We start from the raw sequence: 19,415 nt of genomic DNA, 5'->3' as shown, positions 1-19,415 counted from the left end.
AAGTTTTGCGCGGGCTCCGTTGGCTCGCGCGCCTTAGCGATGTTTTAGCAAAGCAGTGTCTGACGCTGGAGTGCGCGGAAAACCGGCAGGATGCCTTTGATAATTAAGCGATAACCGGCCTGGCAATACAGGAACACCGGTTCATTATGCCGTTTCCGTCTCTACAGGCTGCGGCGCGGACCGGGCGACAATGAATAATAAAAATCACACACATCTCATGTCCAAGCATGAGGGAGAGACTTGATGACAGAGTTGAAAATAATAACACGTCATTTACACAGCACGTTGTTACACACGGATCGTCAGCCAAGCGCACACTTGCGCCCCGGGGATCACAATGAACATCCGTAACCTTGAATATCTCGTCGCGCTGGCCAAGCATCGACATTTTCAACGCGCCGCGGAGGCCTGCAACGTCAGCCAGCCAACGCTAAGCGCACAGTTGCGTAAACTGGAAAATGAGCTTGGCTTGCAGCTACTGGAGCGTACGACACGCAGGATTCGCTTCACCCAGACCGGCCTGCGTCTGGTCGAACAAACCCAGGTGGTGCTGCGGGAGATCGAAGCGCTGAAAAACATGGCCAGCAGCAGTCACTATCAGAGCCTGATGCAGACGCTTGATGTGGGCATCATCCCAACGCTTGCGCCCTATATTTTTTCTCACCTGAATTCGGTATGCCACGAGAACTTCCCGGAAATCGAACTGGAAATTCACGAAGCGCAAACCAACCAGTTGCTGAACATGCTGGAGTCCGACGCCATCAAATGCGCGATCATGACCTCTAACAAAGACACCAGCAAATACGTTGAGCTACCGCTGTTCGATGAACCACTCGTGCTGGGCGTGAGCCAACAGCATCCGTGGGCGCGAATGGGTGAAATCGATATGGGGCATCTGAAAAACAGTAAGATCCTGATGATTGATGACGGCAACTGCCTGCACAGTCAGGTGCTGCGTTATTGCTATCAGTTCGAACTGGAACCCGATCCGCGTTTTGTCGCCATGCACCTTGAAACGCTGCGTCGTGGCGTGGCGTTTAACCGTGGCGTCTCATTCTTCCCGCTGCTTTCGACCCAGCAACAGGGCGGCAATGAAAACATTCGCTATTTGCGCTGCGTGAGCCCGGAGCCAAAGCGCAAAGTGGTGCTGATTTTCCACCGCAGCGACCCGATGCGTAAGAAATATGAGATCCTGCGCAACGCCATTGCCCGCTACATGGAACGATACATTATCGATAACAACGTACTGGCGTGATCCATCAGCGCTGCTCATCAGTACAGGCAGCAGACTCTTTCTCATCTTTACGACAATCATGCGCCGGTATGGTTGTCGTTTTTTTCATTAAGCCGCGCATGATATCGTCCGGCAACACCGTTCCGCGATGGTACATCTCTTCAATCAACAACCAGACCGTCACCAGCGAAATCGTATAATCGGCAATCGCAGTCGGCGCACGGAGAGCGGCCATAAACGGGAAATGCGCGCACAGCTGAACGCGGTCATCTTCAGTGACAACATCATGGTAATAAGGCAAGGAAAGCAGACGGTAAGCCTCAGCTTCATCCACAGAAGAAGCCCAGCACAAGCGAACGGCGATGGTTTTCACAAACGGTGGAACCAGCACATTACGCTCCGATAGCGGATCCAAATGCAAAGGAAGACGACTATGGTGCGACTCTGCTTTCATTTTTTCCTCAATACCTGGCGACCAGGGGGCTGTTCCGTATCCGGAGCTATATCCATATCCATCGACCGCTTAGAAATTTTCTTTAGGGTTAATGTTTAAAATAGAGAATAAAATGAAATTGATCCATACGGAATGTCTTAAAACCATAAAAAAGTTCATATAAAGCAAAAGGTTAATTCATGTCCAGTTATTGATGCTATCGATCCTAATCTGTTATTTTCATTTATCCCATATATTAAAGCCAAGAATCGCCTTACTGTTGTTGAATAATTTTGTTAGTAACCCACCAGTAACGTGAAAATATATCACCTATGATACGACACGTTCGCTCACTGCCTGTGCACCTGCGGTAACGACACACCATCAATTCGATATGCATTGATTTATATAGCGATCATGTGCTTTATTGTCATACAAATTGAAATGATAACGGTCCCCTTCTGATACGACAAGTCGCCAGCGCACGACCCGGCGCGTGAAACACACTTCTCCCGGTCAGTGGACATCTGAGGATCCTGCATGAAAACAGGCTATGTATTGTTATGCGCCTTGCTGGCTTTTCCGGCGCTGGCGTCCCGGCTGGTGGCGGACGATGCCGGGAACAAGGTGACCGTGCCTGACCAGGTCACACGGATTGCCGATGCCTGGTTTGCTCACCATTCGGTGCTGATGACGCTCGGCGCGGGCAGCAATATTGTTGCCACGGTCAATCACCCTGTCGACAGGCCCTGGATGTTTAAAATCAATCCGGCGCTAAACAACGCATTGCAAATCAAAGGCATCTCATTTAACAGCGAGGCGTTGCTGGCGCACCAGACGGATGTGGTTTTTGTTGCCAAAGGCAACCCGGATGTGGCGGCGTATCATCAGGCGAATCTGCCGGTACTGGAAATGGCGTTTACCGACTATCCGTCGCTGGAACATTCGGTGAGCGCCACGGCGAACGTGCTGGGCACTGAACAGGCACAGCAGCGCGCGGTGGCGTATAACCGCTATCTGGAAGAGAGTGTCGCCGCGGTGCTGACAAAAACGGTGTCGCTCAGTGAACAGCAACGCCCGTCGGTACTGCACATCCAGTCGCTGACCCCCCTCAAAGTGGATGGTAGCAATACGCTGATTGATACCTGGATTACGCTGGCCGGGGGAAAAAATGCGGCACAGACGATCAGCGGAAATATGAAAGAGGTTTCACCAGAACAAGTACTGGCCTGGCAACCCGACATCATCATTCTCGGTCAGGGCTGTGGCGAGATATCCCAATCCCGCTATGCGCAACTGTTCAGCGGGCTGAAGGCGGTACAAGCGAAGAAGGTGTGGGCAAACCCGGCTGGTGTCTTCCCGTGGGATCGCTACGGCACCGAAAGCGCGTTGCAGATCCAGTGGGCGGCGCATCAACTGCATCCGGCGTTATTTGCCGATACCGATATGATGAGCATCACCCGCGACTTTTACCGTCGCTTTTTCGATTATCCCCTCAGCCGCGATGAAGCCGCACGCATCCTGCACGGGCAGCCGCCTGCGTGATCAACGCCGCAACTTTCATCTTTAACCGCAGCCCTCCCCGTGAGGGCGGTTGTTTTTGGCGCAAATACCGCTTTTTATCTTGTTTGTTCGCATGATCGACATGGGCTGGCCCATGCTCTGATAAACAACAAAACCTGCTTAACGCGCACAACAGGAAAAGTGAACCATGCACCCGTTTCAGCAAATATTGAATTCGACGCTCGCTCGCACGGAAGGACAGCCCCAGCCGGCAACGCCGCATACCCCGCTGGATCTGGAGTTGCACGCCCTGCCGGTCAGCGCCGCACCGGAGGATTTTCTTGCCCTTGCCAAAGCGCGCAGAACCATTTACCTGCTGGGTAAAGCGCTGCCGCTCAGTGAAGATAAGGTCGAGGAGATTATCAAAGAAGCGATTCGTCAGGCGCCGTCGGCGTTTAACTCACAAAGTTCACGGGCGTTGATTTTGATGGGTAAAGAGCACGATCGTTTTTGGGAACTGGTGCGCGGGCAGTTGCGCAACGTGATCCCGGCGGAGAGTTTTCATGCCACCTCCGATAAGCTCGACGGGTTTGCCGCTGCGGCCGGATCGGTGCTGTTTTTTGAAGATCAGCAGGCGATCTCGCATTTACAGAAGCAGTACATCGCGTATGCCGATAACTTTCCCGTCTGGTCGGAGCAAAGTAGCGGAATGGCGCAGTATGCGGTGTGGCTGGCGCTGGCGGAAAAAAACATTGGCGCGAACCTGCAACACTATAACCCACTGATTGACGAGGAAGTTCGCCAGACATGGGCGATCCCGGAGAGCTGGAAACTGCGCGCAGAGATGAATTTTGGCAACATTGTCGCCGCCGCCGATGAGAAAACCTTTATCGACGACGACAAACGTTTTATTGTCGCCCGCTGATAGCACGTTGCGAAAACGTCAACGCCACCTGGCGCATTGCCAGATGGCGGCTTCACCTTCTCAGGCCCGCGGCGAACGCCTTACTCGTCGAAATACCAGTATCCCTGGTTTACCAGCGCGGTCAGCTCTGCGGCAAATGCCGGGTTATCCAGTGCATCACCCAGTTCCTGCTGACCAATAATGGTATAGCGGCACAGCGCATCGGCAGCGCGCGCGTCGGCAGTCTCCAGACACTCGCTGTTGATAAAGAAGCTGTCGCCGATGTGCAGCACGCGCAGTCCGCTCAGGCGGGTAAGCACCTGCCCCTCTTTCAGCGCAGCCACAATCTCTTCCACGGGATAGTCATCCGGCTCCGGGGCGATATCCAGTTCATGGCGCGGCGTGGTGATAAAGCTGCCGAACCACTGTTTGAAATGCTCCGGCTGGCTGATCATCTCGATCATCATCCCGCGCACGCGCTCCAGCTCGTAATCTTCCACTCTGCCCGGGTGTTCACGGCAGGTGAGATCCGGATCGCTGTAATGCTCGCCGCCAAGATCGTTTTCCAGCGCATAATCCGCAAAACTGCTGATCAGATCGCGACCGTTCGGCCCACGGAAACCGATGGAGTAGTTAAACGCGGTCTCATGTGTGAAGCCGTCATGCGGGAATCCCGGCGGAATATAGAGGATATCGCCCGGTTCCAGATCTTCATCAATGATCGGCGGGAAAGGATCGACATGCAGTAATGCCGGATGCGGGCAGAACTGCTTCATCGGCAGTTTGTCGCCCACGCGCCAGCGGCGGCTGCCCATCCCCTGAATAATAAACACATCGTATTGATCGATATGCGGGCCCACGCCGCCGCCCGGCACGGAATAGGAAATCATCAGATCGTCAAAACGCCACTCCGGCAATACGCGAAACGGCTTCACCAGTTCGGCGGAGGGAGCATGCCAGTGGTTAACCGCCTGCGCCAGCAATGACCAGTCGGTTTCCCCTAAATGATCAAACTGCTCAAACGGGCCGTTCCATGCCTGCCACTGCCCATTGACGTGGCTGACGATGCGGCTGTCCACTTCCGGCTCCATAGCAAGGCCTGCCAGTTCGTCAGGCGTAATCGGATCGATAAAGTCCGTGAACGCGCGCTTCAGGACAACGGGTTTCTTTTGCCAGTATTTCTCAAGAAATTCTGGCCAGTTAAGGTTTAGTTGGTAAGCCATAGGTTCACACCAGTGAGAAGGGAAACGCGGAGGATTATAAAGAGAGTCGTCCCCTGGCTGCCTTGTCATTGGTCAAGAGCTCGCACGACCAGGGCCTGCGTTGTTCGCAGTGCGCCCGGACGTTTCGTATACCGGGCGCTCAACCCGCAGTGTTATCAGTTAAGTTTGAGCGTGGTCTGCGGACCTTGCTCCACTACCGCGCCATGCTGCGTTTTAATCTGCACATCTTCGCCCTGCCCATTCACATAGCGCGCCTGAATGCCATATTGCGCAGCGATATCAATATGTTTGAGCGATACATTCTGCACGACCGACTCCGGCAAGCCGCTAAAAATCATGGCATGGTTGGCATTGGTCGCGGTGAGCCCGGTGATATCCACCCCGGAAATTTTCGGCGTCGATGGCGTAACGGCTGCGTTTTCAATTGCCGAAATCAGGGTGTTGCCCTGCGCCCCCGACTGGCCACTATAGCTACTGGTCACCAGAATCGGCGTCGCCACGTTGGTCATGGTCAGATGATCGGCCACCAGCGGGCCTATCGTATTCCCGCGATCGCGGGCCGATTTGATGCGAATACCGTTTTCCGTATTGAGGAACGTGACATGGCTGACCGTCACCCGCCCAATGCCGTTAGCAGTTTCGCTGCCGACAGAGATGCCGTGCCCATCGCGCATGATGGAATCGCGAATGGCGATATCCTGCGATGGCGCTGCCGTACCGGGCACCAGACCGGACTTGATGGCAATGTTGTCATCGCCGGTGTGAATGTCCATTTTCGACACGGTAACATTGCGTGAAGAGACAATATCCAGACCGTCTGTATTCGGTGAAGTGGTTGGGTTGCTGATGCTGACCTGGTGAACAGCAATCTTGTCGCTATTGCGGATAACGATATTCCACATCGGGGAGTTGGTCAGGTGAAGCTGTTCGATCTTCCCGTTAGTGACCTGGTTAAACTCCACAAACCACGGGCGCGGAGCACCATTTGCCAGCGGAACGCCAGGAAAGCGGTCGGTAAAGGCTTTGGTATTGCCGCTGCGTACCTGCGCACGAATCTGCAACGCCTCGGGCCACCAGCTCTTTTCGCCATCGCCATCAAGCGTTCCGCCGCCGGTGATGGCGACATTCTGCGCCTGACTGGCAAAAATAAAGGCTTCGTTGGCGCGGGCTGGCTGACCAATAAATGCCGCCACAAACTTCCCTTCCGCATTACTGGCCTTTAATGTCGCGCCCTTAGCGACCTCCAGGGTGATATTGCTTTGTAGCTGTATTGGGCCGCTTAACCAGACGCCAGGCGATAACACCACTGTGCCGCCGCCGCGCTGGCTGCACTGTTGGATCGCCTGCTGGATAGCGTTCGTATTAAGGGTTTTTGCATCCGCTTTGCCGCCAAAGTCTTCGGGTGTACAGCGGGAAGGCGCAGCCTGCGCCACAAACGATGAAAATGCGCCACAGCAAATCAGCGCCAGCAGTGATTTATTCATACGTCCTCTGTTCATGAGTAAATTGTCAAAAGCCACCTGGGCGAAATTTACTTTAGGGCAGGAAATGCACGAGAACTATTGTGCAAAAGCACTTATTTACCACTGGTTTATTAAAGATTTACCTTGAGATACCCCGGCGGCAGAGCAGCCGGGGGCATTGACGGGCGCTATCAGGCCCGGGTCTGAAACATCAGCGTGTCGGACGTAAACGAGCCCTCGTCGCGGATCCGGAAGTGCTGTTTTACCTCTTCGGAGGTGTGGTTTTGCAGATAACGGATGGCGGCGCGCAATACCTCCGGTGTTTTCATGCGCTCAACCCATGAGCTGTACTCCAGCGCCAATTTGTCCGTCGCCATTTTTTGCACCGTCATGCCGCTTTGCTGGGTCATATGCAGCCACTCAGCCGGCGAGTAGTTGCGCACATGCGAAGGATCGCGCAGCACTTCGATGGTTTGCAGCCAGATGTCCAGCACTGGCTGACCGGGCGAGGCAATATCCATCAGGATAAATTTCCCATCCGGCTTCAGCACGCGTTTCACCTCGCGCAGAGCCTGCGCCACATCATGCCAGTGGTGGGCAGAATAGCGGCTGATCACCACCTCAAAACTGTTGTCGGCGAAGGGCAATGTCTCTGCGGCCCCCTGGGCGGTGGTGATATTGTCGAGATGGCGTTCGTGGGCGGCCTGGCGCACCACATCAAGCATCTTTTCCGACAAGTCATAGGCGGTGACCGCACGCGCAATACCTGCGGCAACAAAGCTGGCGTGGCCCGCACCACACCCCAAATCCAGTATGGCTGCACTGGCATCGTCTGCCAGCCACTGCGCCAGTCTGACTAAATCAGCGCCCTGAGCATGAACCTGACTCTGCAAATAGGCCTGCGCCTGATCGCCAAATTGCTGTTCCGTTAACTGATGATGATTAACCGCCATTCTTCTTTCCTTCTGTTAGCACGACAAAGCCTCTTTTTTGGCGACTATATGACGCTCTTTATAGTGGTACAATATGAGCACTTATACTGGTATTAACGAGTACCCCCCATGGAAAATACCCTCTTTGCTGGCCCTAAAGCGCTGGGCGCTTTTTTGCGCTCGCAGCGGGAAAACACCGCCCCTGCGGATATTGGCTTGCCCTCCCTGGGGCGACGCCGCACCCGTGGATTACGCCGGGAGGAAGTGGCACAGCTCAGCGGTATCAGTACCACCTGGTATACCTGGATTGAACAGGGGCGTGACATTGTGGTGTCGCCGCAAACCCTGTCGAATATCGCCAACGTGCTGAAGATGAAACCGACCGAACGCAGCTACCTGTTCCACCTGGCCATGCAAAACGATCCACAGGAAGAACAGGTCGTCACGGTTGAAAAAGAGGTGTTGGCAACCGTCACTCAGATGGCTTGTCCCTGTTATCTGCTGGATTTAACCTGGAATATGCTGGCATGGAATGCGCCTGCCGAAGCGCTGTTCAGCGGCTGGCTGGACGAAGATCCGCAGCCGAATATGATGAGTTTTATGTTCCGCCACCCTCAGGCCCGCCTGCTGGTTGCCGACTGGGAGAGCCGCGCAAGCCGCATTGTGGCGGAACTGCGTGCCGACGCGATGCACTATTCGCACGATCGGGAGCTCAATAGCTTCGTGCAGAGTCTCAGTCATGACAGTGAGTTATTCCGCGCCTTCTGGTCGCGCCAGCAAGTTGTGGTGCGCGAAGGGGGCGAGCGCGTGTTTCATCATCCACAGCAGGGAGAAGTGCACTATCGCCAGATGACCTGGCAACTGACCAGCAATCGCTCGATAAAAATGATTATGTTAATGGCAGGATAAGTCGTGCAGAAATAAAAAAATCAGGCCAGTAAACTGACCTGATTTTTATTATTTACGGAAATCCAGTGGTGCCTGTGAGGACTGAACCCACGCGGTGAAATTATTAAATGCAATCATTGATGATTTACAAAAAATACATTTCGCGCCAGCCGGGTTCTTTTCAGTGACATCAAAACTGGAAATCCGGTATTGCGACCCGCTACAGCACGGGCAGCGAAAATGAATACGGTTCGTAATTTCTAAATCCTTAGCGAACCACAACGACATTGGCAGCCGCCGGGCCTTTCGCACCATTTTCAATGGTGAATTCAACTTCTTGATTTTCTTCAAGAGTACGGTAGTTATCGCTCTGGATTGCAGAGAAGTGTACGAATACATCTTTGCTGCCATCTTTCGGCGTGATAAAACCGAAGCCTTTCTCAGCGTTGAACCATTTTACGATACCAGTCATTTTAGCAGACATTCTTGTTACCTTCTGATTTTGTTAGCCTTTTCGGCAGTAATGGTCTGAAGCATTATTTTATTCAGAGTGTAAAGCGAAGACCCAAAAAGAAGTAGCAAGGAGGTACTTAGAGATGAGAAAGACTTTAGTGAACTGCTGGAGATAATGGTTATCAAACCGACGGCGCATTAACGCATGGCTGAAGAAGGGATGCAAGCATTAATTTAAAAATATTTTCCCGTCGCCTGCCGCAATAATGACATCACCGCATGAAAAGAAAACGCACCGGCCCTCGCCGGTGCAGGTGATTACGCACGGATATCGTCGTATTCGCGTGTATGATCAAACTCATGTTTGGCGAAAGGACACAGCGGAATAATTTTGCGCTGCTCTGCGCGCATTTTTTCCACCACTTTCGCCACCAGTTGTTTGCCGACACCCTGCCCTTTCAGGCTTTCATCAACATCGGTATGTTCGATAATGCTTAAATGCTCGCCGGTGGGAACAAAAACGATTTCCGCCACCTGATTGCCTGCGGCGTCGTTCACGTAAAACTTGTTATGACCTTCCAGGATGTCCATACGTTGTCTCACTCAGTTATGGCGGTACTTCAAGGCACCGCTCGGGCAGGTATCAATGACGTTCACTACCGTTGCAACATCCACTTCATCGGGGATGATCCACGGTTTGCGTTTCAGGTTGAACAGCTTCGAACTGCCACGTACGCAATTACCGGCGTGCTGGCAAATGTGGGTGTTGAAGTAAACATCAATCTTCTCGCCGGTGTATACGCGGTAACCCGCATCCAGTAGTTCCTTATCCATGACATTGCCTCAATTATTATGTGTGTTGCAAAAGTAAGCATAGCCCGGTCATCAGACTACAAGGTTGTACAACCTTTCAGCAATATCGGCGAATCTGAAACCCTTCCGCCTCGGTGGGCTCGACAAAGTAGCGCGTGATCTGTTCGAACTGCTCGTCAGTGGCGGCAAAATCATGCTCACCTGTGGCATTGCGTGCGCGCAGCCGCGCTTTGCAAACGTCATCGCTGACATGCAAATAGTGCAACAAATGGTGGGCACCGGACTGATCAACAATCCCTTTGAGCCACTGTCGGCTGGTTAACGTATTGGCCGGAAAATCCAGCACCACGTTGACGCCCGCCTGAAGTAAAGCAATGACATGCGGCGTAATGGCCAGTTTGAGCTTTGCAGAATAGTGAACATAATCCTGAACAGTGTGCAAATCATCGTGAAAGAGGAGCGATAACCAACGATCTTCGCTCAACATCACGGTACCGGAAGCAGTCATCAGTTCAGCGGCAAGGGTTGATTTACCCGATGCAATCTTGCCGCACAGGATGTGCAACGTCGGGCGAGCAACGGAAAAGGGATCTGTCATACGGAGTCACCTCACAGGTTGTTACCAGTAAGGCTCCCGCCGTACTGGCGGGAAACAGAGATGAACGCTATCCCACCACACGATTTGCGGTGTGAATAATGCTCATTGTAAACATCAACACGGAATATCTTTTGTTCATGATTTCAACGTAACAGCAATGTCGCCAGGTTGCCAGTATTGTGTTATCTCAGCAGCGTTTAGCCCGGCCCGTCGCTGCCGGCAGCCAGCAGTGGCACAATCACATCACTGAACGGTGTGGGGATACCGTGTTTTCTGCCGTACCGCTGTACCACGCCATTACGGATATCCCATTCCAGAGGGCGACCCGCCTGGCGGTCTGCGAGAATCGAGGTGCCCAGGTCGGCAGGTGCACGCTGAAAACCGGTCACAATCTCCTGCGGCACAGTATCCCCTAACGTGGCCCCTTCCGCGCGGGCAACCGCGAGGCACTCCTGCAAATAAGCCATCGCCAGAGTGGTGATGTCATCGCGCGAGAACATTCCGGCGCGGCGCCCTGATAGCACCATTAACCCGGCAGCCGCATTCTGCAACAGCTTGCGCCACGCAACAGAGATGAAATCGGCGGAAAGATCAACAGCACAGCGTGTGCCCTGCAATACGCTCTGCACCCGTCTCGCGGCTGGCGTATCCGGCAAGGTGAGCCGGGGCGCAGCACGCAACCAGACGGAAGCGTCCGGCTCACGCTGCGCAGGAAACCACACCACGGATGGCAGCACTTCGGCACCTGCCACGTACGGTGCAATTTGCGCTTTTTGCTCCACACCGTTTTGCAGTGCGCACACCACGGTATTTTCATTGCACAGCACTTTCAGCCACGCCGCACTTGACGCCAGTTGCGTGGTTTTGGTCGCCACAAAAACCAGATCGAACGGCTGGTGAATATCACCCGGTTCGGTCAGTACCGGGCCGGGCACCACAATCTGCTCTTTATCGACACGCAAGATCAGTTGCGGGTGCGCCGTTCTCCCGCACACCGTGGGCGTACGCCCGACTTCATGCAACGCCGCCACAATCGTGGTTCCGATTGCGCCAGGACCAATAAGGGCGACGCTGGGGTTGTCTGACACCATCTCACTCTCCTGATTATCACGCGCCGCCCCGATAGCGGCAGTCATCACACACTATGATACTCACTGGCGCTGATCACAAATGTGTCAATAAAAGAAACAGCGAACCAGCCTTGCTGTTTTGTACAAATCGTTCGGGAAAAGCAGAGGAGTTACGTTTTTTATCCAACGATGAGGATAATAAGCCGTACGCAGTCGCGCACGGCTTAACGGCATTACTTCAGGCTGTCTTTAAAGAATGACGCCAGACGGGAAAAAGGAATCAGGTCGGTACGGTCGTACAAATCGACATGACCCGCTCCAGGCACAACGTATAACGTTTTCGGCTGCCCGGCGCGTTTATAAGCGTCTTCACTAAACTCTTTTGAATGCGCCTGGTCACCGGTAATAAACAGCATCGGACGAGGTGAGATCGTTTCAATATCATTGAACGGATAGAAGTTCATAAATTTACCGATACTGCTTAACAACGGTTTTGTCGTCAGTTCTTCTTTTTCGCCTTGTGGGGTATAACCGCCACGCGTTGTACGATAGAAATCGAAAAACTCACGTTGAATGTCTGGCGTAGACGCATCCAGCTTATTCACGGTGCCCGGAATATAGGCTTTCTCGCCGCCCCGGAACTCGACAAATCGTTGTTCGACTGCCGATTTAATCAATGCTTCACGCTGGGCCTGCGTTTGAGAATGCTTCAAACCGTTGCGGAAAGCCGCGCCCATATCGTACATGCTGACTGTCGCAATCGCTTTCATACGCGGGTCAATTTTGGCAGCACTAATAACAAAGCTGCCGCTACCGCAAATACCCAGCACGCCAATCTTTTCCGCATCAACATACGCCTGGGTGCTCAGGTAATCGACTGCGGCGCTAAAGTCATCCGCATAGATTTCCGGAGAAACCATGTGACCGGGTTTACCTTCACTTTCGCCCCAGAATGAGAGGTCAATCGCCAACGTGACAAAACCCTGTTCCGCCAGTTTTTGCGCGTACAGGTTTGAACTCTGCTCTTTGACCGCACCCATGGGATGACCGACGATAATCGCCGGGTGTTTGGCATTCCGGTTCAGCGCGTTCGGGACAAACAGATTGCCGACGACATTCATTTGATACTGGTTTTTAAATGTCACCTTTTGCTGGGTAACAGTCGTGCTTTTGTAGAAGTTGTCTGCGCCTTTTGATAAATCGGCAGCAGCGGCGGTCAATGAGCTTAACAGCAGCCCCAGCGCCAGGGTCATTTTTCTCATATCTTGCTCCTTTAGCAGTCAGAGAGGGGGAATCCATAACAAAGCGGTACTGCACAATGCCCCTGAGCATGCGCTCACAGGCGTGATTGCTCCCATCAACACGCATCAGATCGCTACCGGTCGCGTACGCGGGCACGCATCAATACGATCCACCTGTGAATATTCACCCAGCCAAATTCAGGCAAGCCGGGGCCGTACGCTATTCGCGGGAATAGCGTCAAAAAAACGGGTTTAAAATGGAACGCGATGTTGAACCCTCGCGGAGGTTATCTGTTGCTGAAAATTTTACACGACGGGTGTAAGTTGAATAGCTAATGAATACTTAATGAGCTTATAACCTGTGCTTATTAATCAAAGGTAACTGGCGCATGAAACGCAACCTGAATGATCTTCTCTATTTTGTCACCGTCGCGCGTGAAGGCAGTTTTACCCGTGCTGCGGCGCATCTGGGCGTGACGCAGCCAGCACTCAGCCAGGCCATTTCCGCGCTGGAAGAGCGCATGCAAATCCGCCTGCTGACCCGCACAACCCGCAGTGTATCGCCGACAACGGCCGGAGAACGGTTATTACAGGCCATCGGTAACCGCTTTGATGAAATAGAAGCCGAACTGGATATGCTCACGGAACTGCGCGATAAGCCCGCCGGTACGGTGCGTATCACCTGTGGTCCAGATGTCTTGCGCACCACATTGTTACCCAAACTGACGCCGCTGCTGCATGCATACCCGGATATTCATATTGAGTTCGATGCTAACCACGGTTTTCGCGACATCGTGGCCGATCGTTTTGACGCTGGCGTGCGCCTGGGCGATACCATTGATAAAGATATGATCGCCGTACCGATAGGCCCGAAGTTACGTATGGCGGCGGTGGCTTCCCCGGACTATTTTTCGCGTCATCCCCGCCCGCAAACACCGCATGAACTCACGCAGCATCAGTGCATCAACCAGCGAATGGTGCGTTCCGGTGGGTTATATGTCTGGGATTTCGATCAGGATGGCGGCGATCTTAACGTTCGGGTCAGCGGGCAGCTCACCTTCAATACGTCTGAACATATTGTCGACGCTGCGCTGTCGGGATTAGGGATCGCCTTTCTCCCGGAGGAGGAATTTTCCCCACATATTGAGGAAGGCCGCCTGATACGCATACTGGAACCCTGGTGCCAACCGTTTCCCGGCTATTACCTTTATTACCCCAGCCGCAAGCAACCCTCTCCGGCGTTTTCTCTGGTCGTGGAAGCACTGCGTGTGCGCGGTAAACGCCAACCGGTAAAATCAGCCAAACGGGATGAGTAAGGCGCTTCGCAACAGGAGATGACATCAGCGGGCCTGGATAGTCACAGGCCCGCGATAATGCCCAGGTGGGGGATTACCTGCCGGTATTAAAGAAGGCGACGGTCTCCGTCAGACGCCGGGTTTGCTCTTCCAGCGCACTTGCCGCCGATACCGCCTGCTGCACCAGTACTGTGTTCTGCTGCGTCACCGCATCAATTTGTACAATCGCTTCGTTAACATGGCTGACCCCTTTGCTCTGTTCATCGGTGGCAACAGAGATTTCCGACATGATATCTGACACACGTTTCACCGCGACAATCATCTCGTCGATACTGTTTCCGGCAATTTTGATCTGTGATGAACCGTTATTGACCCGTTCGACGGACTCTTCCACCAGGCCTTTTATCTCCTGCGCCGCCTGAGAGCTGCGTAATGACAGACTGCGCACTTCACCGGCGACAACAGCGAACCCTCGCCCCTGCTCCCCGGCTCTTGCCGCTTCAACTGCCGCATTCAGCGCCAGGATATTGGTCTGAAACGCGATACCGTTGACCACCTCAATAATGCTGGCAATTTTTCCGGCGCTTTCAGAAATGCCGTTCATGGTGTCATTCATGCCTTGCATCACCACGCCGCCGCGCGAGGCAATATCCACCGCTTCACTCGCCAGTTGGCGCGCCTGCCCGGCGTTTTCCGCATTCTGTTTTACGGCTGCAGTGATCTCTTCCATGCTGGAGGAGGTTCTTTCCAGCGACATGGCTTGCTGTTCAGAATGCGCAGCAATTTCCTGGTTTCCGGCGACAATGTCATGGGTGCTGGTGTTGATGATATCCGCCCCCTCGCGGATATCTTCAATTACCGCAGTCAGTTGTTCACGCATGACGCCCATTTCGTGGATCAGGCTTGAACTGTCGCCCGCTTTTTTATTCACCGGCAGTGAAAGATCCCCGGCGGCAATTCGCGCGGCAACATCGACGGCATAGCGCGGTTCGCCCCCCAGAGTGCGCAGTGTTCCCCGGTTAATCAGGTAGACGAGGATCGAGAGCAGAAGGCTGATTGCCACAAACTCAATCAGGTTCTGGTAGAGCGCCACCAGAAACGCCTCATCGATATCATCAACATACAGCCCAGTGGTAATAATCCAGCCCCATGGCGCCCACGGAATGTTGTAAGCAATTTTCGGTTGCGCCTTCGTCTCACCCGGGCGGGGAAAAACGTAATCGGTATAGCCTGCATGGTTACCCTGCGTTACCGACACCATATCCCGGAAAATATAGACGCCGTTGGCATCGGCAATATCCGGCCCTTTGCCAATCAGCTTGGCGTTGATCGGGTGCATAATGACCTGTGCCTGATTATTCACGATCGTGAAATAGCCGGTTTCACCATAGCGCAGATCCTTAATTAACTGGGTCGCGCGCTGTTGCGCTTCCGCTTGTGAAATCAATCCTTTATCGGCCATGTCAGCCTGCGTTTTCACGATGCTGAGGGCCAGTTGAGAAACATGCAGTAACTCGTTCTTCCGCAGTGTCAGTTGGTCTTCTTTGACCGTCAGGGAACCGTAGAGCAGCGTTCCGGCCAGGCACAGTAGCGCCACGATGAGCGGGAGCCAAAGTTTTTGCGCAAGAGATAGTTTCATGGCGGGAGTACCTATTGTTGTTTTATATGGCGGGTACAGCATCGGCCGTAGGGTTTCGGACCGCGCCTTATCTCTTTATCGGAAAGAGATAACAGCGGGTTAATCGATAGAAGTAATATATATATATTTCTTAACCGCTTTTGGGTTATTAAAAATTTAACCAATTAATAACTAACGCGTTATTTTTCGGCGGATTAATTAACCTGTTGAATATCTTTGTATAAAGTCGAGCGCGATCACAATAATGCGCAGAGGGTTGCGAGGAGTGAAAGGCGACGTGCGCAGGCCTGGAAAATACACAAAAATATGCCATTCCCGGAGCAGGATCATCGACGTATCAGGGGGCGGTTGCCCCCGTGGTATTTATTTCAGGCGCTTACCTGCACCATCAACAACCTGCTCGCCATCTTCCTTAGCGAAAGCGCCTTGTTGCGCATCTGGAAGGATATCCAGCACCACCTCAGACGGGCGACACAGGCGTGTTCCCCGTGGCGTCACGACAATCGGACGGTTAATCAGGATCGGATGCTGCAGCATAAAGTCGATTAACTGATCGTCCGTGAATTTGTCTTCTGCCAGATTCAGTTCTTCGTAAGGCTCAACGTTTTTACGCAGCAGTGCCCGTACTGAGATCCCCATATCGGCAATGAGTTTGACCAGCTCATCGCGCGAAGGTGGATTCTCCAGATAATGAATAACCGTCGGTTCAGTGCCGCTGTTGCGGATCATCTCCAGCGTGTTACGCGACGTACCGCAGGCCGGGTTGTGGTAAATGGTGATGTTGCTCATATCAGTTTCTCATTACAAAGTGAAAGAGAGACGTAGCGCCAGCGCGGCCAGCGTTACAACCAGCACAGGCAACGTCATGATAATTCCGGTACGGAAATAGTATCCCCAGGTGATCGTCATCGTCTTCTGTGAAAGTACGTGCAGCCAGAGCAGCGTGGCCAGGCTACCAATCGGTGTAATCTTGGGTCCCAGGTCACAGCCAATGACGTTGGCATAAATCATCGCGTCTTTGATCACGCCTGATGCCGTGCTGCCATCAACAGACAGCGCACCCACCAGCACGGTTGGCATATTGTTCATGATGGAAGAGAGGAATGCGGTCAGGAATCCTGTCCCCAGCGTTGCAGCCCAGAGACCTTTCTCCGCCAATAGGTTCAGCACGCTGGAGAGATATTCCGTTAGCCCGGCGTTGCGCAAGCCATAAACCACCAGATACATTCCGAGCGAGAAAATCACAATCTGCCAGGGTGCGCCCCGTAATACCTTGCCCGTGTTGATGGCATGACCACGCTTAGCAACCGCAAACAAAATCACCGCCCCCACCGCCGCAATCGCGCTCACCGGAATACCGAGCGGCTCCAGCACAAAAAAGCCAATCAGCAGAAGGAGTAAGACTATCCAGCCGGTGCGGAACGTGGCCGGATCTTTAATGGCTTTTGCCGGCGCTTTCAGAAGGCTCAGATCGTAGTCCGGCGGGATATCGTTGCGAAAGAACAGGTGCAGCATTACCAGCGTGGCAACAATCGCTGCGATATCAACCGGCACCATCACCGACGCATATTCAGTGAACCCCAGGCCAAAGAAGTCGGCCGAAACGATATTCACCAGGTTCGACACAATCAGCGGCAGGCTGGCAGTATCGGCAATAAACCCGGCGGCCATAACGAATGCCAGCGTCGTGCGTTTGCTGAACCCTAATGCCAGCAGCATGGCAATAACGATCGGTGTCAGAATTAACGCTGCGCCATCGTTAGCAAACAGGGCCGCCACCGCTGCGCCGAGCAGGACGATGTACGTAAACAACAGGCGACCACGCCCCTTCCCCCAACGGGAAACGTGCAGTGCGGCCCATTCAAAAAAGCCGGACTCATCGAGCAGCAAACTGATAATAATGACCGCAATAAACGTGGCGGTCGCATTCCAGACGATATTCCACACCACAGGAATATCGGCCACGTGCACCACACCGCAAAGCAGCGCCAGTATCGCTCCCAGCGTCGCACTCCAGCCGATCCCTAACCCCTTCGGCTGCCAGATAACCAGAACAATGGTCAGGACAAAAATAGCGCCTGCCAGCAACATACATCCTCCAGACAAAGCGACTCCGCCGCCCTGTATCTCCAAAAAATTAACCCACTAATTCCCTGAGTTTGTCGATGCCAGCAGGCTCAGACGCCAGTACTGCAGCTCATCGCAGGCTCAAACATCGTTAACGTTTTCATCTTCACAATTCACATTCGAAAAATCATATATGTTAAGGCAAATTTTAGATGCAAGCAGCCTTGCCGCTACCCGAGCAGTTTGCCGATGCCAGCTTGCGGGCGATGGCCTGTACGTTGTCCTGTTGGCTTAACCAGGCGTGCTCAATAACCTGAGCGGCCCACGAAGGAATATGCGGAGATAAGCGATAATGCACCCATTTTCCCTGCTTGCGATCCAGCAATAACCCGCTTTCCCGGAGCATGGCCAGATGACGGGATATCTTGGGTTGCGATTGATCCAGTGCGGCACAGAGATCGCACACGCACAACTCGCCCATCTCTCTGAGCAGTAGAACGATCCCCAGACGAGTTTCATCGGAGAGATTTTTGAAAAGTTGCAGAGAAGTAAGTGACATCATGCCTCCTGATCACAGGGAGACAGAATACGCTGCAAATGAATAAAAGCAATCAACACATTCGAAAAATCATATGTGTTTAGGGAGGGAAATATTGAATCGCCACGGACAATCCATAGGCTGCCGAGCCGTTGATAGACTGCCCCACACAGCTAAACGTGCTGCTGTGTGAGTTGAGGTGTTTCTTGCCTCGCTTGACCGTGCAGACATTCAGATTACGGAGATCAGACGGTCACAAGTAGCGATGTTTATCAATCAGCAGGACAAGAAAGCCCCTCAAACTGTGCAGAACTGGCTAACGTGCCTGGGAAGTCTTTACGAGTATGGTCAGGACGTGCAGGACGATTTAACAGAGGAGTTTTCTTTAGAATGGTGATCAACATGAAACGCTTATTTGTGCTGACGCTGGCGCTAATCAGCCTACATGCGCATGCCGGAAAGATAACCCTGATCCTTAGTGACGAACAGGAGACAGACAACGCCAACTTTACAGAGATAGTGACGATCAGACCGTCCGAACTGTGCAAATACACCCGAACATTTGAGGAGGAGTAATTTCCGCTTTCTGATTGTGACGAAACGCAGTTTCACTTAGGCCTAATACTTGTTGCGTGTGTGGTTATTGTTTGTAAAATGACCGCCGTGATTATTTCAATAACAAGTAAAGGGACTTATGAAACAGTACACCAATGAACTTACCGCCGAAATGCTGGCAGCCTTTGACCAGTCACCATTCACAACCGAACAGCTCGCGGAAATGAACGAAGAAGCCCGTAGCCTGATCGCTGAAAGAAACGCCTACAACCTCGCTCATCCAGTTACAGCCGCTTATCTGGTTGCTACAGAAGGCAGTTTGACACGCGACGGGGGGACGGTTTTCAGTGAATACAACGGGCAGCAGATCGAAATTGAGGACGGTAAACGACTAAATGTCTCTCTTGTGGGTGATGAAGTTCGTTATCCAGATGGAACCACCGCGAAAATCAGCACTGGAGTAGGTAATACCTCTGGGGACTCAGCAGCTCTTGTCGGTAGCTCACTCGACAACGGCGACGAAATTATCAGTAGCCCACAGGGAAATGTATGAAGAGTGGTCCGGG

General features: G+C 52.9%; 22 protein-coding genes. 7 read left to right on the top strand and 15 right to left on the bottom strand.

Annotation, left to right across the window (positions count from 1 at the left end; translation table 11 throughout):
• Positions 1 to 337 precede the first annotated feature (337 nt).
• A complete protein-coding gene (gene oxyR / locus ACQ3G7_RS15450; RefSeq protein ID WP_088237763.1) occupies positions 338 to 1,255 on the top strand; it encodes a DNA-binding transcriptional regulator OxyR in 918 nt (305 codons plus the stop codon).
• 4 nt (positions 1,256 to 1,259) lie between these two features.
• Here the strand turns inward: oxyR and ACQ3G7_RS15445 are convergent, their stop codons facing one another.
• Positions 1,260 to 1,688 (bottom strand): hypothetical protein, encoded by a 429-nt coding sequence (locus tag ACQ3G7_RS15445; protein WP_430890480.1) that lies wholly within the window; start codon positions 1,686 to 1,688, stop codon positions 1,260 to 1,262.
• A 519-nt stretch (positions 1,689 to 2,207) separates the two neighbouring features.
• Here ACQ3G7_RS15445 and ACQ3G7_RS15440 point away from each other — a divergent pair.
• Both ACQ3G7_RS15440 and ACQ3G7_RS15435 read left to right on the top strand, forming a co-directional pair.
• Positions 2,208 to 3,212 carry an ABC transporter substrate-binding protein gene (locus ACQ3G7_RS15440; protein WP_430890479.1) on the top strand — a complete coding sequence of 335 codons (1,005 nt, stop codon included), beginning with the start codon at positions 2,208 to 2,210 and terminating at the stop codon, positions 3,210 to 3,212.
• A 166-nt stretch (positions 3,213 to 3,378) separates the two neighbouring features.
• On the top strand, positions 3,379 to 4,095 hold the full coding sequence (locus ACQ3G7_RS15435) for a nitroreductase family protein (RefSeq protein ID WP_263099430.1): 717 nt from the start codon (positions 3,379 to 3,381) through the stop codon (positions 4,093 to 4,095).
• Between the two features lie 80 nt (positions 4,096 to 4,175).
• On the opposite strand, the gene ACQ3G7_RS15430 is transcribed toward ACQ3G7_RS15435, so the two are convergent.
• From ACQ3G7_RS15430 to ACQ3G7_RS15420, 3 genes are all read right to left on the bottom strand, one after another.
• Entirely contained in the window at positions 4,176 to 5,297 is a 1,122-nt protein-coding gene (locus tag ACQ3G7_RS15430; protein WP_263099429.1) for a ribosomal protein uL16 3-hydroxylase, read from the bottom strand.
• Between the two features lie 155 nt (positions 5,298 to 5,452).
• Positions 5,453 to 6,781 carry a glycoside hydrolase family 28 protein gene (locus ACQ3G7_RS15425; protein WP_430890478.1) on the bottom strand — a complete coding sequence of 443 codons (1,329 nt, stop codon included), beginning with the start codon at positions 6,779 to 6,781 and terminating at the stop codon, positions 5,453 to 5,455.
• A gap of 170 nt (positions 6,782 to 6,951) precedes the next feature.
• Positions 6,952 to 7,713: a class I SAM-dependent methyltransferase gene (locus ACQ3G7_RS15420; RefSeq protein ID WP_430890477.1), complete on the bottom strand. Its 762-nt coding sequence runs from the start codon at positions 7,711 to 7,713 to the stop codon at positions 6,952 to 6,954.
• Between the two features lie 108 nt (positions 7,714 to 7,821).
• On the opposite strand from ACQ3G7_RS15420, the gene ACQ3G7_RS15415 reads away from it, so the two are divergent.
• The gene (locus ACQ3G7_RS15415; protein WP_430890476.1) at positions 7,822 to 8,601 is read left to right on the top strand and encodes a helix-turn-helix transcriptional regulator; all 780 of its coding nucleotides are present in this window, start codon (positions 7,822 to 7,824) and stop codon (positions 8,599 to 8,601) included.
• A gap of 48 nt (positions 8,602 to 8,649) precedes the next feature.
• On the opposite strand, the gene ymcF is transcribed toward ACQ3G7_RS15415, so the two are convergent.
• From ymcF to ACQ3G7_RS15380, 7 genes are all read right to left on the bottom strand, one after another.
• Positions 8,650 to 8,868, bottom strand: a complete 219-nt coding sequence (ymcF, locus tag ACQ3G7_RS15410; protein WP_430890475.1) for a cold shock small protein YmcF — start codon at positions 8,866 to 8,868, stop codon at positions 8,650 to 8,652.
• Positions 8,849 to 9,064, bottom strand: a complete 216-nt coding sequence (gene cspE / locus ACQ3G7_RS15405; RefSeq protein WP_263099425.1) for a transcription antiterminator/RNA stability regulator CspE — start codon at positions 9,062 to 9,064, stop codon at positions 8,849 to 8,851. Before cspE ends, ymcF begins: the two co-directional genes overlap by 20 nt.
• Positions 9,065 to 9,351: 287 nt before the next feature.
• On the bottom strand, positions 9,352 to 9,624 hold the full coding sequence (locus ACQ3G7_RS15400) for a GNAT family N-acetyltransferase (protein WP_430890474.1): 273 nt from the start codon (positions 9,622 to 9,624) through the stop codon (positions 9,352 to 9,354).
• A gap of 12 nt (positions 9,625 to 9,636) precedes the next feature.
• Complete coding sequence (yjdI, locus tag ACQ3G7_RS15395; RefSeq protein WP_061493273.1) at positions 9,637 to 9,867, bottom strand: 4Fe-4S mono-cluster protein YjdI; 231 nt, start codon at positions 9,865 to 9,867, stop codon at positions 9,637 to 9,639.
• A 76-nt stretch (positions 9,868 to 9,943) separates the two neighbouring features.
• Positions 9,944 to 10,444, bottom strand: coding sequence for a P-loop nucleotide/nucleoside kinase family protein (locus tag ACQ3G7_RS15390; RefSeq protein WP_430890473.1), 501 nt, complete (start codon positions 10,442 to 10,444; stop codon positions 9,944 to 9,946).
• 197 nt (positions 10,445 to 10,641) lie between these two features.
• Entirely contained in the window at positions 10,642 to 11,532 is an 891-nt protein-coding gene (locus ACQ3G7_RS15385) for an oxidoreductase (RefSeq protein WP_430890674.1), read from the bottom strand.
• Between the two features lie 215 nt (positions 11,533 to 11,747).
• A complete protein-coding gene (locus ACQ3G7_RS15380) occupies positions 11,748 to 12,776 on the bottom strand; it encodes an alpha/beta hydrolase (protein WP_430890472.1) in 1,029 nt (342 codons plus the stop codon).
• Between the two features lie 368 nt (positions 12,777 to 13,144).
• On the opposite strand from ACQ3G7_RS15380, the gene ACQ3G7_RS15375 reads away from it, so the two are divergent.
• The gene (locus ACQ3G7_RS15375; RefSeq protein ID WP_263099420.1) at positions 13,145 to 14,071 is read left to right on the top strand and encodes a LysR family transcriptional regulator; all 927 of its coding nucleotides are present in this window, start codon (positions 13,145 to 13,147) and stop codon (positions 14,069 to 14,071) included.
• 73 nt (positions 14,072 to 14,144) lie between these two features.
• On the opposite strand, the gene ACQ3G7_RS15370 is transcribed toward ACQ3G7_RS15375, so the two are convergent.
• From ACQ3G7_RS15370 to arsR, 4 genes are all read right to left on the bottom strand, one after another.
• A complete protein-coding gene (locus ACQ3G7_RS15370; RefSeq protein ID WP_430890471.1) occupies positions 14,145 to 15,689 on the bottom strand; it encodes a methyl-accepting chemotaxis protein in 1,545 nt (514 codons plus the stop codon).
• Between the two features lie 363 nt (positions 15,690 to 16,052).
• A complete protein-coding gene (arsC, locus tag ACQ3G7_RS15365; protein WP_430890470.1) occupies positions 16,053 to 16,478 on the bottom strand; it encodes a glutaredoxin-dependent arsenate reductase in 426 nt (141 codons plus the stop codon).
• Between the two features lie 12 nt (positions 16,479 to 16,490).
• Positions 16,491 to 17,780: an arsenic transporter gene (locus tag ACQ3G7_RS15360; RefSeq protein ID WP_430890469.1), complete on the bottom strand. Its 1,290-nt coding sequence runs from the start codon at positions 17,778 to 17,780 to the stop codon at positions 16,491 to 16,493.
• Between the two features lie 184 nt (positions 17,781 to 17,964).
• Positions 17,965 to 18,318 carry an As(III)-sensing metalloregulatory transcriptional repressor ArsR gene (gene arsR, locus ACQ3G7_RS15355; protein WP_430890468.1) on the bottom strand — a complete coding sequence of 118 codons (354 nt, stop codon included), beginning with the start codon at positions 18,316 to 18,318 and terminating at the stop codon, positions 17,965 to 17,967.
• Between the two features lie 378 nt (positions 18,319 to 18,696).
• On the opposite strand from arsR, the gene ACQ3G7_RS15350 reads away from it, so the two are divergent.
• A complete protein-coding gene (locus ACQ3G7_RS15350) occupies positions 18,697 to 18,870 on the top strand; it encodes a hypothetical protein (RefSeq protein WP_430890467.1) in 174 nt (57 codons plus the stop codon).
• Between the two features lie 118 nt (positions 18,871 to 18,988).
• A complete protein-coding gene (locus ACQ3G7_RS15345) occupies positions 18,989 to 19,402 on the top strand; it encodes a hypothetical protein (protein ID WP_430890466.1) in 414 nt (137 codons plus the stop codon).
• The last annotated feature ends 13 nt before the right edge of the window (positions 19,403 to 19,415 follow it).

It is taken from the genome of Kosakonia sp. N21, assembly GCF_050587465.1.
Lineage (GTDB): Bacteria > Pseudomonadota > Gammaproteobacteria > Enterobacterales > Enterobacteriaceae.
The sequence above is the reverse complement of the archived record's forward strand: the minus strand, read 5'-3'. Positions and strand labels throughout refer to the sequence as shown.

Coding starts and splice junctions, on each gene's coding strand:
- oxyR (WP_088237763.1), top strand. CDS start 338: ATGAACATCCGTAACCTTGAATATCTCGTCGCGCTGGCCAAGCATCGA.
- ACQ3G7_RS15445 (WP_430890480.1), bottom strand. CDS start 1,688: ATGAAAGCAGAGTCGCACCATAGTCGTCTTCCTTTGCATTTGGATCCG.
- ACQ3G7_RS15440 (WP_430890479.1), top strand. CDS start 2,208: ATGAAAACAGGCTATGTATTGTTATGCGCCTTGCTGGCTTTTCCGGCG.
- ACQ3G7_RS15435 (WP_263099430.1), top strand. CDS start 3,379: ATGCACCCGTTTCAGCAAATATTGAATTCGACGCTCGCTCGCACGGAA.
- ACQ3G7_RS15430 (WP_263099429.1), bottom strand. CDS start 5,297: ATGGCTTACCAACTAAACCTTAACTGGCCAGAATTTCTTGAGAAATAC.
- ACQ3G7_RS15425 (WP_430890478.1), bottom strand. CDS start 6,781: ATGAATAAATCACTGCTGGCGCTGATTTGCTGTGGCGCATTTTCATCG.
- ACQ3G7_RS15420 (WP_430890477.1), bottom strand. CDS start 7,713: ATGGCGGTTAATCATCATCAGTTAACGGAACAGCAATTTGGCGATCAG.
- ACQ3G7_RS15415 (WP_430890476.1), top strand. CDS start 7,822: ATGGAAAATACCCTCTTTGCTGGCCCTAAAGCGCTGGGCGCTTTTTTG.
- ymcF (WP_430890475.1), bottom strand. CDS start 8,868: ATGTCGTTGTGGTTCGCTAAGGATTTAGAAATTACGAACCGTATTCAT.
- cspE (WP_263099425.1), bottom strand. CDS start 9,064: ATGTCTGCTAAAATGACTGGTATCGTAAAATGGTTCAACGCTGAGAAA.
- ACQ3G7_RS15400 (WP_430890474.1), bottom strand. CDS start 9,624: ATGGACATCCTGGAAGGTCATAACAAGTTTTACGTGAACGACGCCGCA.
- yjdI (WP_061493273.1), bottom strand. CDS start 9,867: ATGGATAAGGAACTACTGGATGCGGGTTACCGCGTATACACCGGCGAG.
- ACQ3G7_RS15390 (WP_430890473.1), bottom strand. CDS start 10,444: ATGACAGATCCCTTTTCCGTTGCTCGCCCGACGTTGCACATCCTGTGC.
- ACQ3G7_RS15380 (WP_430890472.1), bottom strand. CDS start 12,776: ATGAGAAAAATGACCCTGGCGCTGGGGCTGCTGTTAAGCTCATTGACC.
- ACQ3G7_RS15375 (WP_263099420.1), top strand. CDS start 13,145: ATGAAACGCAACCTGAATGATCTTCTCTATTTTGTCACCGTCGCGCGT.
- ACQ3G7_RS15370 (WP_430890471.1), bottom strand. CDS start 15,689: ATGAAACTATCTCTTGCGCAAAAACTTTGGCTCCCGCTCATCGTGGCG.
- arsC (WP_430890470.1), bottom strand. CDS start 16,478: ATGAGCAACATCACCATTTACCACAACCCGGCCTGCGGTACGTCGCGT.
- ACQ3G7_RS15360 (WP_430890469.1), bottom strand. CDS start 17,780: ATGTTGCTGGCAGGCGCTATTTTTGTCCTGACCATTGTTCTGGTTATC.
- arsR (WP_430890468.1), bottom strand. CDS start 18,318: ATGATGTCACTTACTTCTCTGCAACTTTTCAAAAATCTCTCCGATGAA.
- ACQ3G7_RS15350 (WP_430890467.1), top strand. CDS start 18,697: ATGAAACGCTTATTTGTGCTGACGCTGGCGCTAATCAGCCTACATGCG.
- ACQ3G7_RS15345 (WP_430890466.1), top strand. CDS start 18,989: ATGAAACAGTACACCAATGAACTTACCGCCGAAATGCTGGCAGCCTTT.